This window comes from Oceanipulchritudo coccoides, assembly GCF_010500615.1.
Taxonomy (GTDB): Bacteria; Verrucomicrobiota; Verrucomicrobiia; order Opitutales; family Oceanipulchritudinaceae; genus Oceanipulchritudo; species Oceanipulchritudo coccoides.
Genome location: NZ_JAAGNX010000001.1, coordinates 1,000,968 through 1,018,335, shown reverse-complemented (window position 1 = coordinate 1,018,335; position 17,368 = coordinate 1,000,968). Strand labels below are relative to the sequence as shown.

The 17,368-nt window shown below is 50.6% G+C and carries 8 protein-coding genes; 2 read left to right on the top strand and 6 right to left on the bottom strand.

Features of this window, described 5'->3' with window-relative positions; genetic code table 11:
* Positions 1–195: 195 nt before the first annotated feature.
* Together G0Q06_RS03960 and G0Q06_RS03955 are read right to left on the bottom strand one after the other, a co-directional pair.
* The gene (locus tag G0Q06_RS03960; RefSeq protein WP_163962672.1) at positions 196–3,246 is read right to left on the bottom strand and encodes a sulfatase-like hydrolase/transferase; all 3,051 of its coding nucleotides are present in this window, start codon (positions 3,244–3,246) and stop codon (positions 196–198) included.
* 52 nt (positions 3,247–3,298) lie between these two features.
* Positions 3,299–5,458: a metallophosphoesterase family protein gene (locus tag G0Q06_RS03955; protein ID WP_163962671.1), complete on the bottom strand. Its 2,160-nt coding sequence runs from the start codon at positions 5,456–5,458 to the stop codon at positions 3,299–3,301.
* Between the two features lie 109 nt (positions 5,459–5,567).
* Here G0Q06_RS03955 and G0Q06_RS03950 point away from each other — a divergent pair, with 109 nt between their 5' ends.
* Together G0Q06_RS03950 and G0Q06_RS03945 are read left to right on the top strand one after the other, a co-directional pair.
* A complete protein-coding gene (locus G0Q06_RS03950; RefSeq protein ID WP_163962669.1) occupies positions 5,568–6,938 on the top strand; it encodes a hypothetical protein in 1,371 nt (456 codons plus the stop codon).
* A 90-nt stretch (positions 6,939–7,028) separates the two neighbouring features.
* Entirely contained in the window at positions 7,029–8,651 is a 1,623-nt protein-coding gene (locus G0Q06_RS03945) for a sulfatase family protein (RefSeq protein WP_163962668.1), read from the top strand.
* 37 nt (positions 8,652–8,688) lie between these two features.
* Here the strand turns inward: G0Q06_RS03945 and G0Q06_RS03940 are convergent, their stop codons facing one another.
* The 4 genes from G0Q06_RS03940 to G0Q06_RS03925 all read right to left on the bottom strand — a co-directional run bounded on the left by G0Q06_RS03940 (position 8,689) and on the right by G0Q06_RS03925 (position 17,291).
* The gene (locus G0Q06_RS03940) at positions 8,689–9,189 is read right to left on the bottom strand and encodes a glycoside hydrolase family 71/99 protein (protein WP_163962666.1); all 501 of its coding nucleotides are present in this window, start codon (positions 9,187–9,189) and stop codon (positions 8,689–8,691) included.
* A 51-nt stretch (positions 9,190–9,240) separates the two neighbouring features.
* On the bottom strand, positions 9,241–10,920 hold the full coding sequence (locus tag G0Q06_RS03935) for a sulfatase-like hydrolase/transferase (protein ID WP_163962664.1): 1,680 nt from the start codon (positions 10,918–10,920) through the stop codon (positions 9,241–9,243).
* Between the two features lie 26 nt (positions 10,921–10,946).
* Positions 10,947–14,180 carry a sulfatase family protein gene (locus G0Q06_RS03930; RefSeq protein WP_163962662.1) on the bottom strand — a complete coding sequence of 1,078 codons (3,234 nt, stop codon included), beginning with the start codon at positions 14,178–14,180 and terminating at the stop codon, positions 10,947–10,949.
* Positions 14,181–14,246: 66 nt separating this feature from the next.
* Positions 14,247–17,291, bottom strand: a complete 3,045-nt coding sequence (locus G0Q06_RS03925) for a porin family protein (protein ID WP_163962660.1) — start codon at positions 17,289–17,291, stop codon at positions 14,247–14,249.
* Positions 17,292–17,368: the final 77 nt, after the last annotated feature.

Below are 17,368 nucleotides of genomic sequence, written 5' to 3'. Positions count from 1 at the left end.
CAGGATTTCCCATGTAGACGCCTCTTGCTTTAACCAGTGCAGCAAATCATAGCAATTGGGACACAAGGCAATGATGGGGGAGACGGTAGATGCTACACAAGAGTCAATTTCACGCTACCACTGGATGTGAAGTCCGTTCTGGCCGTATTCAACAGAATCTTGAGAGCACAACAGTCAATGTGGGGTATCGATAGATTACTGTGGGTCCTTGATTGAGTGGACAGGTGTCTTTGCTGATTGAATTCTCTCTTCAAGCCGCTTGCGGAGAAACCCTTCGATTTCTGAATAATCACGATTGCCCACGAGGTTGGTGAATTGTTCTGGATCCTCCTGCATGTCATAAAGCATGAATTCATTAATCCCATCACCTCGCGCGGAATAGCGCATGAAGGCCCACTTGCTCGTGCGTAGGCAAAAATCCAGCCCAACTTGAATCAGTGCATCCTTGTGGCCAAGGTCTGCGTCAGCATCCTTTAGAAGCGGAACAAAGCTTTGCCCCTGGATTTCCTCCGGCGCATCAAGGCCTGCAATTTCCGCAATAGTCGGATAAATGTCGATCAGTTCAACAATCGAGGCGCATTTGCCGTTTACCAATGTCTGGCCCGGAATGGAGACAATGAGGGGTGTCCTGATACTTTCTTCAAAGAGGCTCAGCTTCTGCCACATGGTGTGCTCACCCAGATGGTAGCCATGATCAGAAAGAAAAACGACAATTGTACTATCTCGCAATCCAACGGTATCCAGAGTGTCTATGAGTCGACCCACCTGCTCATCCATGTAGCTCACGGAGGCATAATAGCCCCGCATGCTTTTGCGTTGAGCCTCCTCGGAGAGTTGGAACTTGGCTGCGTTTGTTCGCTTCTTTGCTGACCCAGGAACGTCGTCGAGATCATCCATGGAAACTTCAGGAACCTGCATCTCATCAACAGGGTATCGATCGAAGGAGCGCCTCGGGGCAACAAATGGAACATGCGGACGGACAAATCCAACAGCGAGAAAGAACGGCTCCTTGTCACTGGCCCGCTCCTTCAATAACTCAATGGTCTTGTTCGCCGCAACTCCGTCTGCCAGTTGCTCATCACCCACATCCGCTTCGACAATGACAAAGTCATCCCCCTGGTGGTTTCCGTGATTAATGAACAGCTTGCCACCCTTGCCCGCAACAGCCTGCCACTTTTCCCGATATTCATTGTAATGCGGCGTGCTGTCTTCGAGCATCACATCCTCTGCTTTCCCCGGTGTCAAAGCTTCCATCACACTCACATTATAGCGTTCAGTCCAGGACTCCGGATGGTCCAAGCCATCATCCCCGGTATAGATATGCCCGGGTACGCCCATGTGAAAAATTTTGCTGACCCGCCCGGTCCAATAACCGGACTCCCTGAAGAGTTGTGGCAGCGTTGGTATATCCGCTTTGAGGACGCCGCTGTTATCCGTCACACCGTTGGATAAGGGATAACGGCCCGACATGAGTGATGCCCGCGACGGCCCGCATAGCGGATACTGACAGTATGCCCGTGTAAAACGTGTTCCCTCTGCAGCCAAGCGGTCCAAGTTCGGGGTCTTGCACTGAGGATGTCCGTAACCGCTCAATGCCGTGTTCAGGTCATCCGCGATAATGAGAAGGATGTTCGGCTTGCTGACCGGAAGGGATTCGCAGACTTCAACAAGGCCAGGGTCTGCCTTGTTTGCCACCTCCGCCACACGAGTCCGAAAAGGTGAGGCTGGCATTCCGTTTCCACCGTAGAGGTTACATAGCGGAAAATTGGCCCAACCGTAACGGACTGCCGTGACATCGAGAACATCTGGCGAATACACTTCAACCGTATCGGGCAAAACAATGGTTGCCTTGGCTGGATGAAAGACACGATCGGGTCCGCAAACCTCGAAACCAACAAGGGTGTCAGCCTCAGCAACCACTGCATCCGGGCCCTCGCCGGGAAAATGGCCACGTTCCACATTCATTGCGACACGCTGCGTCTGCAGACCTCCACTGACATGATCAAATCTCAATGAAGCCCGGTTGCCCCGGACTTTAAGGTGTTTGAATGATGGAAAGCCCGCATCAATTGTTTCAATATCGAGTGAAGCGGCAAGTCTGGCGAGCCGTTTCCCCGGAATGTCTTTTGCCTGCGGATGGATGTCCTCCGCTTCGCCTGCATCGGTGATAACAACCATTGCGGTTCCCGGAACATCTTCGAGTACTTGTTGCTGCGCCTCACGGATAAGGGCCCGGACGTCTCCGGCATTATCCCACTTCACATCGGCATGAGGAGCCAGTTGGACATAAAGGAATGGGAAATCGTAACCCCAGAGTTTTCGCCATGACCGGATCACATCCGAAAATAAATCTGCATACAACCAGGACCAGCGGGAATCCGATTCACCCTGGTACCAGATCACCCCCCGGATGGCGAACGGGGCAAGGGGATGTATCGTTCCATTGTAAAGCCGTGACGGAGCAAGAATGGCGTCTGGATTGAACTTTGAGGGCGTGTAATTCGGGTTCTGCGGACTTAGAAACCGGGAGTAGGCGGGATTCCCTTCAAGCACTTCATGCGGCAACCAGCAGCTGGCGGAAGTCGCCCCACGATTGGCGTAAAGCAGGCCAAGCGGAACACCGGTCAGGCACTCCAATTCCATTCCAAAGAAGCTGGCAGCAGCCGAGAACTTTGCCGCAAATTCAGGAACACATGGCTGCCAGCTGACCTTGAAAAATGGATCTGAAACAATCTCTGTTGATGGGCCGTCACGGGCAACCCCACCCTGCTTGATTTTAAACAGTCGTATGTTGGGGTTAGTGAAACCCTTCTTGACCTTGTCCCAGATCAAGTACCGGTCCATTGTTTGCGCCATGTTGGACTGGCCCGCGCATACCCAGACATCCCCCACAAGGACGTCCACTAACTCGATATCAGGTTCCCCTGAGGAGTCCGTGATCTTAAGGGTTCGGCCCTCCCCTGATGCCTTCATTGGCTCAAGGAAAAGAAGCCAGCGACCATCGCTCCCTGTCTGCGTCCGGACCAGTTGTCCGCCGAACTCGACCGTCATTTCAGTCCCGGGTGAAGCGTGCCCCCAGACCGGCACCGGTTGATTCCGCTGCAGGACCATTCGATTGGAAAACAAAGGATGGACCCGCGGTTCAATCGGATCAGGCTCGGACTCTGCGACAAGGGCCGCCGGGAGAAGGGAGCAAATTATCAGAAGGCAGCTAACTTGCCTTCGGAAACGATGGAAGATCTTCATCGTGATTCAAATAATAGGTTCAGGATGAACTGGTAATCATCATTCAAATCGGTCAAATAATCACTGTTGCCCGCTTTCCAGTCGATAGCGTAAAATAGATGGCGCCGTCCCGGTACTCCCACTGCGCGGGGCCATTGACCGCCTCTGGTTTTTGATCACTCCGGATCTCCACTGCACCTGAATCACCATCGGCAGCATGGATCTCCACGGAAAGTTCTTTGTTGCCTCTGTTCAGGGGCCAGACCCTCGCACGAGTGACATTTTTCAACCTGTGGACATAATGGGTATCTAGCGTATTTGCAGCTGGTACGATGACAATTTCCTTGCCGGTCGACCACGTATTGGTCGGTGCGTCTACTTCGAGCCAGGTACCATGATCCGCGACCGGCGCATTGCGGACCTGCCAGTCAATGTTGTCCTGCCGGCAGTACCAGAGCATCCGGCGCGATCCACCGCACTGTCCCTCAATCACCAAGCGAGAGCCTTTCGGCTTCTTCAACTTTTTCTCAAAGGGATCACCCAGAACAAGAGGTCCCTCTTTGCTGACTACTTTGCCCCCAATAATGAGCTTGGGATCCTCCGTTGTGCCGCTTGCACCTTTGCGCGTTAGAGTTGCCCTCGAAATGATCAACTCGCTATCGAGACAGGAAAAACGGGCCTCCATTGCCAATTGGATTTCTGTATCCACTTTTTCGCTATCGTAAATTGTTCCACCTTCGGAAAGATCCGGCAAATCAACCTGAAACGCCATCTTGCTTTCGCCCGGCTTGATATCACGGCTGGGAAATCGTTTCTCCCAGAGCAGCTTGCCCTTCTGACTGTAGGCTCTGGCCAGCATTTCTAGTTGCTGGCCGCCCTTCCCTGAGAGCAGGATCAGCCCGCAGGTATAGCTCTGGTTGGGAACCGTCCGAAAGTACATCTCCTTGCCATGCTTTTGCGCTGGCAGGTGGAGCGAGGTGGTATCTTTAGAGGCCTTCCGCTTGTAAAGAAGCACGCCGGGACTCAACCAGCGCCAAAATTCATTTTTCTCCTCAAAGTACTGTGGCCATGTGCCGGAGGAGATATCGTAGCCAAAAACATTCCATTGCCGCCTTGATGGATTATCATTGCGGTGGGTGTAATCCAAAAATTCGCTGTTCTCGTTAATGAGGAAATCAGTCGTTCCGGCCAGAACTACGGAAAAGGAATCATCCGTGGAAGTATGGTAATTATAGACCGCCGCTTTCTGGCCATCCAGAAATCCGCCATGCCCGAAGGCATAGCTCATGGGGGCCGTGTCGCTGAGCGTGGTCCCTATTCTCAAGGTCCGGGACCGACCCGGGCGCCCCATGTCCTCATCAAGAAAAGCATTATGCTCCGCACTGTACGATTGCACCTTGAGACCGGTTCGGGAAATCTCAAAATACATCCCCCCAAGCGGCTCCCCTTCTTCGGAATTCCTGCTGGGATTAAATCCCCCAATACGCCCGTTTGAAACAAAGAGCCGGCCATGTGACTTCTTTATCACATAATCATGATTGTGACCGTGCATCCATGCGAGAATGTTGGGATAGGCCTTGATCAGGTTGATAATGTCTTCGCTGTTCGCAAGACCGCGGTAGCCCAGCATGAAATTGTCATCGCCGGTGGTTCCCTTGAGGTTGTTGTGCGAAAGGAGGATAATGCTCTTCTCACGGTTCAGGCTCAGGTCAAGCCTGAGCCAGTCAAGGGTTTCCTTGTTCACATAGACCGGATGCTCGAGCTCGGGAATGGAAACAAAGTGGATTCCTTTAATGTCAAAGCTGTAGTATGGGCGGTAAGATATGCTCCCCAACTGACAGCAGCGCAGCTCCGCATCACCATCTACCGGATTGATGATATCGTGGTTGCCCGGGACGTAGTAAAAGGGGGCATGATTGCTCTGGTTCGCAATTGTGTCGGACCAGTCACGCCTCGCAGAATTGAGCATCGGACCGAGCGACCCATGATGTGCGTCGCCTGTATCGAGAAACAGGTCCAGATCCGGAAATCTCTCATGTATCCGGGCGATCATCTTGCCCTGCACTTCTAGTGACGGTTGCTGGTCATTTCTCCACCCAAAGTGCGCATCCGAGACAATAAATCCCTTCAGAACATTCGGCGACCCCAATCCCTTCCCATACACTTTTCCCTTCAGGAAAGGAGCAGCCGCTATCACCAAGGTGGAATTTTTAATAAATTTTCTGCGTTCCATTTATCTCACCAAAGGCGATTAAACGTTTTTTCTTGTATTGCCGTCAAGTTTTTCAAGAATAAGACAATCAGATCAACCCTCTAAGTACTAAATTCCGCTCACAGGCCATATGGAAGACCCATTTACAAGAACTATTTCCCCTTCCCGCACCTTACTGATGGTGCTTTTAGTCGTTGCGACGGCTGGACTCCAAGCGGCGAAGGACCCTGATTACGTCGACCCGAGCGTCTTCGAACTGGAGGCCTTCGTTGTCTATGCGGGCACCATTGACGTCATAGACGGTTTCACGGGGGAGCCCTTCAACGAGGACAATCCGGTGGTCACGGCCTTCCGGGAGGAATTCAACCAATTACTGGAGGGGTATCATTGGACCCTCCTTCGGTCGGAATCGGAATTCATGAAGATGCGGATCAAGCTCGACACTGAGTTTGCGACCGACCTGGAAGAGCTGGCAGAGTCATTTGGGATAGAAGGATTCGAAAGGGATAAAGCGAAGCACCTGAAGATCGAGAGGGCTATTTTTCAGAGGTTGATGCGAGACCCCTTCTTCCGCATCGAAGCGTTGATTGTCTGGGATCTGGACAAGTTGAAGCGAATGGATGGCCGGCATCCGACATCAGAATACGCGAAGGACATCCGCTTCAATCCCGACCGTGGGCGCTGGGAACGCCGGGTGACAACCCGATGGGAAGTTGGCTACCGGCAAGGGGAAACCGATTGGAGAACAGTGGTGAAGGAACAAGGCTTAAACTTGGACACCAATAAGGGATATCATTTCATCAACCAGCCCCTAAACCTCTGGGTGACACCACAGGCTTTCGATGAGGTCAAGCTGACCTACCCGATCTTTTTCAATTCCGAGGAGGCTACGGACCTCCAAGTTCAACGGCTGAAGTCGACTTTTCTCACCAACCTGACAAGCATCTACGATCCTTTCAGTTGGTTGATGCGGCGAAATGTCCGTTTTCGTGGAGGATTCCAAGGCCAATTGATTAAAGCTGTCCAAAGGAACCGAATACGCGTCAGCGACCGGGAATGGTTTGATCGGGTACTGGCCAACTTCCTCAATGACGTGATCACGATCAAATACCGCGGCGTAAATGAAATCTACGATTTGGCGATGCTGCAAAAGGTGCCCGTTAACAGGAATGTTCTTGGTCAGGGACTTGATCTTCTTAATTGGAATCCCGGCGAGGAGCGATCCCTGAATTACGATCCCACCAAACAGGGTCCAGTCAACGTCAACTTTAATCAGGCCGAAGGTGCCCGGTTCATCCTTCTGGATGCCTACCGGCGCCATCCTGATCGCTTGATTGAGGTCTTTCGTGAGAAGCTGAACAACCTCAAGAAGCGCGTTTCCGGAAAGGAACTGGTGAAGGAGGTTTTACAAGAAGCCACCGGCTACCCGGTGGAGCTATATATTGAAAAAGCCAGCGAGGTTCAGGAGCAGCTCCTCGAACAATTCCGTTATAAATTGTAATAGCGGGGGGCAGGCAAAAGCTCTGTCGTGAATGTCAGTATTCACCTGATAATTTTTGCCCTAATGATCTCCACACAGAAACATTCCCTTATGAAAATTGCTTCTTCCTTCAAAGGTTGGATTCTTCTGATAAGTCTATTCGCAGGAACGACCGGACAAGCCAGCGAGCGCCCCAACATCCTGTTCATTTTCTCGGATGATCATTCCCTGCAAGCCCTTTCCGCCTACGAGGGGCGCATGCAGAAATTTATACGCGAGCAGGGAGTGACCCCAAATCTGGAACGGCTGGCCGCGCAAGGAGCCGTCTTTGAAAACAGCTTTGTCACAAATTCCATCTGTGGACCAAGTCGTGCCGCCATCCTGACCGGAAAGCACAGCCAGCACAATGGCTTTATCCGGAACAGCCAGCAGTTCAATCCTGACCAGTGGACCTTCCCGCAGGCTTTGCAGGAAGCGGGCTACAACACAGCCATATTCGGAAAGTGGCACCTTGGTACGGCTCCTCGCGGATTCGATGAGTCGTGGGTCCTTCAAGGGCAGGGGTATTACTACAACCCGGACTTTTTCGTGAATGGCTCAAGCAAGCTGACACGGCAGGAAGGATATGTCAGTGATGTGATAACGGAGAAAACATTGGAATGGCTGGAGGCCAACAAGGACAGCGACCAACCGTTTTTCCTCTGCAGCTGGCACAAGGCACCGCATCGGACATGGATGCCTGCTGAGCGACATCTCTATTTCCTCGAAAATGTGGATATTCCAGAGCCTCCAACACTCTTCGACGACTATTCCGGGCGAAGTTCTGTCTTGAAGGAGCAGACCATGTCGATCGCGAACGAGCTGAACATTGCCCATGATACCAAGGTCACGGCCCCAGCGACCAGTGAGAATCTGGATGCATTCTGGAGCGGTGTGGAAAACACGAAGTCGAAAGATCCATCGACTCGATGGGAATTTGCCCGCATGAGTGATCGGCAAAAACAAGCATGGGATTACCACTACGTGGCTCGCAACGAGAAGTTCCTAGAACAAAACCTGAAAGGTCAGGCACTGACGAAGTGGAAGTACCAGGCCTACATGAAAGATTATCTTCGCTGCATCAAAGCCATGGATGAAAATATCGGGCGGCTGATGAGGTATCTTGAAGAATCTGGCCTGGCGGGAAACACCATCGTCGTGTACAGCTCCGATCAGGGATTCTATAATGGTGAGCACGGATGGTACGACAAGCGATGGATGTATGAGGAATCATTTCGTAATCCGTTCCTGATCCGTTGGCCTGGCAAGATAAAGCCCGGTTCCCGTTTCGATGAGTTGATTCAAAACATCGACTATGCACCCACACTGCTCGATATCGCTGGCCTTAACGCTCCCGCAGAGATCCAGGGCGAATCCTTCAAGCCCATTCTGCTGGGTAAAGATATCCCATGGCGCGACAGCCTTCTCTACACCTACTACGAACAGGGTATCCACGATGTTGCCCTTCACTATGGCGTACGGGATCATCGCTACAAATTGATCCACTTTCCCGAGACAGGCGAAAAGGAATTCTACGACCTCAAACAGGATCCACAGGAGATCAACAACCGCTGGGGGGATTCCGGATTGACCGAGGAAATCAACCGTATGGAAAAGGAATTGTCGCGCCTTATGACACGATACGGGATTGAAAGTCCGCTCGAATACGTGCGCAAACTGGACCAGATGGACTGATCTCAATCAAGGTCGCAACTGAACCGCCATTCGATATTTATTTCTTCTCCGGACGGGAATCATCCTGCCGTTTCGGGAATTCCTCACTGAGGTGAATTTCCCGGCGCAGGAGCTTCTGGGCTAATCCTGTTATCCAGAGATAATGATCTTCAGGATGTGGATAATAACTCAAGAATGTATCCTTTCCACTGACTGGAGGTTCGTTATCCACCTTCAGGATCTGTGTCCCTTCATCAATTTCGTCAAACATCCCGACATAAACCTGCTGGACCCCAATCCCAACCAGATTGGTGAACTGTTTCCAAAGAAAGCGGCCCCCATGGCGGGAAATCTGATCTGACAGGCCCGAATCCCTTTTCATATTCGCCCAACTGAAGCCTGGAAATACACAGGGAAGGTAGTCGATTCCCCGCTCTCTACACCAAGCCAAGTCAGGTTTCCACTTCTCCTCGGTATATCTGTCGACCGTCTCCATCTCATAGCGACCAGCAGCCCATGGACTGGCGACATCAGCCGCCTCAATCAGGCGAATCAGCAATGGATAAATGCGCGAGGGCTACAAATGCCAGAATGTACGCGAATGCGCGGCTCATTCAGTAAACTCACCAAATGGATGGTCCGGGAATGTCTTCAGGTAACGCGACAATAACTTCTTCATTTCCGCGAGCTTCTCTGGATTCTGTTCCGCCAAATTGTTCTTTTCCCGCGGATCCTCATTGATATTGTACAGTTGATCCATTTGGAAGTAATTCGGATTATGCTTCGAGGAATTAAAACCAAGGTGACCGTTACGGACGAGATACGGCTGAGGCATCTGCCCAGTCTTGACCTGCTTCCATTGTTCCCCGGGCATCGGCATACCCCTGAAAGTCGGGAATGTTTTTCCATTGTCGATCTTGCGCTGCACATCTTTTGGGTAGCGGATCGCAATGTACTTCCATCCGTCTTCTGTCAGGACACCGCGGCTGTAACCGATTTCACCAAAAACAGAATCATGCACTGGGCCTTCTTCCTTGCCCTCGGCAACCGGGGTCAAATCGACTCCGTCCATTTGATAATCCGTGGGAATCTCTGCACCAGCAAAACCAAGAATTGTAGGAGCATGGTCGATATTAGACACCAGATGACTATACTTAGAGCCCGCTTTCACCTTCTCGGGCCAATGAACCACGAGGGGAACACGTATTCCACCCTCGTACAAAGTGGTCTTTCCATAGCGCCAGGCACCGTGGTCAGAGGTAAGGATAATAACCGTGTTATCGAGCATGTCCAAGGCCTCCAGTTTCTCGACAAGAGCGCCCACAGCAGCATCAATCAAAGTCACATAGGCTGTTTTTTCCGGAAATCCCTTCTCATGGACAATCTTCAAGATTTCTTCACGAGTGGGCATGAATGGATAATCAGCCGGAAGATAACCCTCTCCGGTCATGTTCTCGTCGGCGTGGAGAGAGAATTTAAAACGGCCCTGTCCATCCCGAACCCATGGATCCGGCCCATGAGGTAAAGTCGGTGCGTAATAGAGGAAGAATGGCCCGTCTTCACTTTGCTCGATAAAGTCCAGAGCGGCCTTGGTGGTCCACTCGATGTTGTGGACATTGAGCTTTTGGTTGAAAAGCTCCCGCAGGTTTCCTGAGTAGACACTATTTACATAATCAAATCCATAAGGGGCAATGCGTTCACGCCACCACTTGTGGTTGTGTTGCATTTTTGCGTTTGTTTCAGGATCCAATGGATCCGCATCCTTGTCATATTCCTCCAAGCCGTAATTTGACCAGCGCTCCGGATGATTGAGAATCTCGTGGTCGACAATGTGCGACTTGCCAACAAATCCAGTCTTATAGCCGTTCTGTTGCAGAATCTTCGGCATGTTGAGTTCATCCGGAGGATCCAGCTCAACAATGTTTTCCACCCGAGTGAGCGATCCAGACGGATGAAGTTGTTGGAACCTCTTACCCTTTGTCCGGCTAGCGTAGCGACCGGTCAGGGTTGTGTAACGGGAAGGCGTGCAGACACTTGTTGAGGCGTAGGCCCTGTCAAAAACCATTCCGCCGGCTGCCAGTCGATCAACAGTCGGGCTGTAAACATTCGCTCCTGTGTAACCCCATGCGGCGGGGGAAGTCAGGTCAAACTTGCTGTACTCCCAATCCATTGGACTTTGATCGTCCGTCATAAAAATGATGATGTTCGGCGGGGAGTCAGCGGCAAAAGTTCCTGTAGCAGGACTGATAAGACAGGCAAGGGCCAGAATTGTGGGGATAGTCGTTTTCATACTAATGGAATTTTGATTTAACAGAACTAAGGCAAAGCCACCCTGTACATGATGAATTGTTTATTCTCTGTTTCCAAAGGTGTGTTGCTTCTCAGGAAGTACTGATCAAACTCGTCGATCTCGAGAGAGACAAAAGGCTCACCTTCATCCCAGGAGGACAGGTCAGTGGAAAGCCTTCCGATAATAACTACCTTGGACCGACCATCCCATGGAATGTCGGTCCGCAGATAAGTTCCGCCAGGATCACTCACAAGTTTGGGCTGAATTGGTTGGGCAAAATCGGGATTCCTGGGATCCATGGAAAATGCATACTCCAACAGAGTGGATGATCCATCCTCATCAGGATCTCCTTCCCAGTCACTGACCGGATCTGTCAGTGTTGGATCAATGTCATAGAAATTTCGATACCGCCAGATATCCGGCTCGATCAGATCCACCGGGGCAGGACTCGATGTATCTCCGATGGCATTGTAGGCGAAAATCTGAAAACTTTCATCTTCTCCATAGTCCGTGAGCGTTAGGGACAAACTGAATGAACCGACAGGCAACTCCGCAATAATCTCGTCAGGTGAGCCTTCGACGGATTTTGACACGTAAAAACCCAGCTCATTGCTTGCCGTATCCGCCCATGAGAGGCTGAGCGTCTGGGTTGACGGAATCGTCCAATCGAAGCTTGCCGGAGCAGATGGTGCCGCGGAGGCAATCGGGGCAAATTCGCCAAAGGGTCTTCCCGTAATGACTCCAGTATACAAGGAGAGGCGCTTTTTCAAATCCACCTGAATGGCCGGTTCATCTCCGAATAAATTGATCCGTTCAGTTGGATCGGCATTCAAATCATATAACTGGTCATCATCGAAGTACCCCGGATAATCAGTGGCCGGACCGTTCGAGAGGCCCGTATTCTGGATATAATACGGGCGTGGATGAGTGGGCAGACCGGTGCTATAATCATTCCAAAGGAATCCTGCGTCTACCTGCTGTTGAACTGAAACCGGATAACGCAAGGAAACAAGTTTCCAATCCAACGTCCGGATGGATCTGGCATAGCCTATTTCTGAGTAAGCTTCGGAGCGGATGGGAGCACTGCTGCCAGCGAGGACAGATGCAATGCTGACCCCATTAATTGATTCAGCGGGCAAATTGGAGCCACCAGCCAGATCAAGAAGCGTTGCGGCAATATCCACATTCTGCACAAGATCATTATATAGTCTTCCCGGGGAGGAGATGCCATCAGGCCAATGCATGACCAGTGGGACTTTGAGGCCGGATTCAAAAAGGGAGGACTTCCCATCCAAAACAGGCGAATCCTCCAAGGTCAAATAGCCATGATCCGAAGTGAAAATGATAAGCGTATTATTGAGCAATCCATGCTCAATGAGTTTGTTGATGATCGCTTCCATTGAATAGTCGATCCATGTTTCGCGAGCTGATACAAGAGCCTTGCCGGCCGAGGTCACTTCCTGAATGATGGAGTTTCTGGACGGCATGAAAGAGTAGTCGAGGTTAGGTACGTACCCCTCACCTGTATAGTCCGGATTCGCACCAAGGGACTTGCTCAGGTTGCTGCGGATGGGCCCGTGATTGATTGTCGGGGCCATGTAGAGGAAAAAGGGTTGGGAGTGGTTCTCCTCAATAAACTGGCGTGCGTAGTAGGTGAGCCACTCCTGATTGTGAAAATTCAAGAAATCATTGAATTGCTCCTTCAGATTGCCAAGGTAGACCCCACCTGCGAAATCAAAGCCCCTTCGAACGTGGCGCTCCGCAATGACCCGGTGGTTGAAGGCCATCTTGGCATTTGGCAGGGCGTTCTGCGCCGGATCGATTGTCTGGGAATATGTCATCAGCCCACCGGCAACCCAACCGCTTGTGGCCAGCATATCATGCTCCACAACGTGGGACTTGCCAACAAAGCCTGTGCGGTATCCAAGCTCCTGCAACCAGCCACCAATATTATCCGTGTTCTCCGGAAGCTCCACACCCAGATTGGCGAAGCGGGCAAGCGTTCCAATAGGATATCTTTGGAGGAACTCCGCACCAGTGTTGCGGGTTGGCCAACGGCTGGTGAGCAAAGAATAACGAGAAGGGGAACAAACTGTTGAGGCTGTAATGGCATTGGTGAAATTCACCCCGTTGGAGGCAAGTGAATCAATCGTCGGGGTCAGGGCATCCCGGCCCTCGAATCCGAAATGATTCCCTCCGGACATGTCGTCCATGTAGACAACAATGATATTCGGGCCGGTCACCGGCGTCTGCGATACGACCTCATAGTAAATGGAGGATCCGGTCTGGAAAAGTTTTAAGTTCCGATTGGCGGGAAGCGAAAAGTTACGGTGACGGAAACCGGTAAGTGGGCCTGAAAATGAGCCAAAGGTGGATAGGATAAACTGCTGACCCAAGTTAAAGGTTCCCGTGTATTGTGATCCGTCCAGAATCCATCTCGCACCCTCTTCAATAATCAGCTGCGCCTGTCCAATCGCAATGGGACTGGCGCCGCTGGCAGAGGGAGTGGTCACAACTTTCCCGGCCTTGCCCAAAGTGAGCGATCCCGTATCAGACCCTGTAAAAGCAAAGGTGTCGCTGCTCCCGTCCATGAAGACTTCCTCCGGCAACAAAATATCCGTTCCAATTTCCATTGAATCCGTACTCTGGGGAACCAGATTAAAGCTGATGCCGGTTAGCACAAAGCCCTCTCCATCGGTATCCGAAGTGGAATCGATGACAACCGAAACGGCAGCATTGGCAGAACTCGTATCAACTTGGCCAGAGCTGCCTGAAATAGGGAACGAAACCCCGTTAAAATCGAGAATGGAGCCATTGCTATTCCCGTAATTCAAGGAACTCACCGAAAGGAGTAGATTGCTGGATTGCAGGGAAAATGTAATTGCTTCATCGGCTTTATCGAGCCTCTGTGCATTTTGCCCCTGTATACCCAGACCCAAGCCACTATTATCAATCCGCAGATTGCCTGTTCCTGAAACAATGACCTGGAAACTAGTGCTCCAATATGCCGGATCAGGCAGGGAACCGACTGGCCCATCAAATTCGTTCACATATGCCGCAGGATCGGGATCGGCACAACTGGCGTCCAGAGTCACGTTTCCCACGCTATCGACCACAAAATCCAGAGTGATCTGCCCAGTGTTTTGCGTGACCGCAGCAACCCCCGTGTAGGAATGGGAAAAGTCCACTGTCACCATGGCGTCCGCTAACGAACCCATGGTGACAAGGACAAAACCCAAGGTGGAAAGTCTGAAATTCATTATGTTAATCTGAAAGGCAACATAACCTTGCCCAGTTAATGGATCGATGCAACTTGGCCGGCCCGTTTAGAAGCGCATCCCAATTTCCAGTTGGAAACTGCGTGGCCTTTTGAAGGTTTCTGCAAGAATAACCACGTTGCCTGCCCCATCATCTGTCCCGCTTCTGCTGAAAAGAGGACCATCATCGAATACGTTTTTCACCCGCAGGGTTACATTGAGGACCTTGGAATTGGGTCCCTTACTCAAGCGGAATGGTTTCGCAAACCATACGTCCACGGTCAAATCATCATCTCCCTTGAAAGGATTGGATGTATCAAAAACACCCGGTTCCGGTTCCGGATACCCGAGGGCCGGGCCTTCCCTCCAGCGCACGGCTGTGCCAACGCGGAGATTCTTCGCGAAAAAGTCCTGATCAAACTTGTATGTGGAGATTAAGTTCCATGCCAATCTGCTGCTCCGTTCCAATTGACCACCAACCTGTGATTCATGAAACGCATACTTTACATCAATATCATTGACCAGCCGGGCCACATCGAACCCGCCCCCGCTTGGATCTGGGGCAGACTGGATATCAGCCGTATTTTTGATGGGCACAAAGTAACGATCGTACCATTCATCGAAAATCAGGTAGGTATCGTCCAGGAACGAATCCTGTATAGATATGTTGAAAAGAATATTCCATCTATCCGTTATGTTAGCGGTGACCTCGAGCTCATATCCCTCGGAACGGATGTTTTGAATATCTGTCCAGAGCTGGTTTCCGGGAAAGTCACCATAACGGATTGCGCCCTCAACAAGATCGGATCTCCCAGCCGCGGAAACCGAATTTAACAAGCGTTCAACGCGACCTAACTCCCTTGCCAGACCGATTCCTATTCCAGCACCATCGCGCAACGGATTACTGAGAACATTGAATTGGGTGTTCTCATAATAATTCACTTTAACGATCACCCGGTCCTCAAGGAGAAAAGCCCGGATACCATAATCCATACCCTCTCCTTCCTCAGGAGGCAGGAAATTTCCGAAAATGTCGAAACGGGACGTTGAAGCGTTGACATTATTCGTCGCCTTGTTGATGAAAAAGTCAAAATCCCGAAAGGGCCGGAAAACAGCCCCCAAATTATAATTGGAAACTTTGCTCTTTGAGGACCGATCCAATTCCCCAGTATCAAGATCACCGTACAAACGGGTGACGGGGTCTATGGGAATCGTAATGGCAGATCCCTGGTACTCGTCTTCCCGGTAACCGGCTGTGAGAGATAGCCGCTCATTAAACGGCTTCCATTGAATCACACCGTAGATGGATTCTGTTGTTGATTCATTCAGAATCGGCGGAAGTCGATTCACAAAAGCAGACTCAATCGCTGGAACAATTCTCCCACCTATAGAAGAATCTCCCGGCTGGCTTAAAGGACTCCACGGAATATTGGGATAATTGGGTGTGCTACTGGAAATATAGAATCGACGATAAATCTGGTTTTGTAGATTGCTCACCACGCCATTAGGAAGAACCGACTGAAGAGTCATCTCTTCCTTTTGCGTGAGATTATCCCCCGATTTCAGATGGTACCAGGAACCAACCAGTTGGATTTCACCTAAATCCCATCCGTCGGCAATCTCTATACCCGTGAGATCAATCCTGTGAGTCAGGCTGGCACGAAGCTGTTCCAGCTCTGTTTCTGCCGTTATCAGGTAGGGATTGGATTCAATGTAGGGAACCCCAAAGTACGGATTTAAAGGTTGGGTGGGATCCGGGTTGTCGCTAGCGCGCTGGGTCGGAAGATAATAATTGTTGTCGATTTGTATGGACCAGTTCTGACGACGAACGGGACGATAATCGTAGCGGTCTTGATTCTCCTTTCCGGCAACAACCTGCAGAAAGGTGTCACTTCCAATCTGCTGCTCCAAAGTGATAGAATATTTCTCATAATCCCACGAAACCAAATCCGAAGGACCTGCAATGACGGTAGTGAGAGGAAAATTAACATCATCCGTAAGCTGGGACTCCTTAAGACTCACGTTGCCTCTCAGCGTGCCGTTGATATCAAAATCGCTCCCACGTCCTTTGAAACGCCAATTCAGCACTCCCAAGGAAGGATCATTGGCTATCCACACCAGGTAGTTGTTGGTTCGAAATCTTTGCGTAACGCCCCGGATAATATTCGTTGCCTCCGTGCGAAGATTTCCTGGTCCATTAACGATTAAATCGAGATCCGTCGTGTTCGCTTTATCGAGGAGAGAAAGCGGAGAGGACGTCCAAGGAGTAATTCGATCCTTGGTGACAAACAACCGCGGAAGGTTTTCGTCAATGGAGCCAAACTCAGCATTCACACGGATGGTTGTTTTGTTGAAAGGCTTGAAGGTAATATCACCGTAAACTGATTTACGTTCGGAATACTCTATATCCCGAAATGTTCGGTTGTCATCATAGAGAGCCGCAAGACGGACGGCGATTTTATCATCAACCAGGGTTTTATTGAAATCGAATTTACCTCGGACCCTTTCATTATCATCAAGCAATAGGTTTACTTGTGCGAAATCCTTGCCGAACATTGCCCGCTTGGGCTGAATCTCAATGGCACCGCCCACAGATCCCAGTCCGAAGAGAAGGGAATTGGGGCCACGTGATTGTGTCAGTCGTTCCGTGTTGTAGTTATCCTGCCGGACATTCGTCGCTAGAAAGTTTTGTGTCAGCTGGGTCACCCGAAAACCCCTCGAGACAAAAGGAGTCCCCGCCCGAACCTGCTCGCCAAGCGGATCGGCAATATCGCCATCGTAGGTGCTGGAACTGGGCATGAATTGAACCACATCCTTATAGGAAGTTGCCCCGATATCTTCCATTACTTCTCCAGTAAACACAGTTATCGGATTCGCCAAAGTGCGAATATTCGTGCGCAGGCTTGTCCCTGATAAAGTCTCACTGGCATAATAACCGCTGTCAGCACCAGAAACAACGAAGGGACTTAATTCAAAAACCTCTTTTCCCTCTCCTTCCGCGTCCTGCGAAAAAACCGGGGAAAGTACACATAAATAGCTTGTCCCAAAGGCGATTAAGTTTCGTAGAATTTTACGATCCTTTGTATTCACGGGATATGTCTTACAGTTGTTCATGATATCTGGTTTTATTGAGTAGTTTAAGTGGCAAACAAAAGGGAAATTAAAATCTGATGCAAAACGGGGTTTATTTT

Coding starts and splice junctions, on each gene's coding strand:
- G0Q06_RS03960 (WP_163962672.1), bottom strand. CDS start 3,246: ATGAAGATCTTCCATCGTTTCCGAAGGCAAGTTAGCTGCCTTCTGATA.
- G0Q06_RS03955 (WP_163962671.1), bottom strand. CDS start 5,458: ATGGAACGCAGAAAATTTATTAAAAATTCCACCTTGGTGATAGCGGCT.
- G0Q06_RS03950 (WP_163962669.1), top strand. CDS start 5,568: ATGGAAGACCCATTTACAAGAACTATTTCCCCTTCCCGCACCTTACTG.
- G0Q06_RS03945 (WP_163962668.1), top strand. CDS start 7,029: ATGAAAATTGCTTCTTCCTTCAAAGGTTGGATTCTTCTGATAAGTCTA.
- G0Q06_RS03935 (WP_163962664.1), bottom strand. CDS start 10,920: ATGAAAACGACTATCCCCACAATTCTGGCCCTTGCCTGTCTTATCAGT.
- G0Q06_RS03930 (WP_163962662.1), bottom strand. CDS start 14,180: ATGAATTTCAGACTTTCCACCTTGGGTTTTGTCCTTGTCACCATGGGT.
- G0Q06_RS03925 (WP_163962660.1), bottom strand. CDS start 17,291: ATGAACAACTGTAAGACATATCCCGTGAATACAAAGGATCGTAAAATT.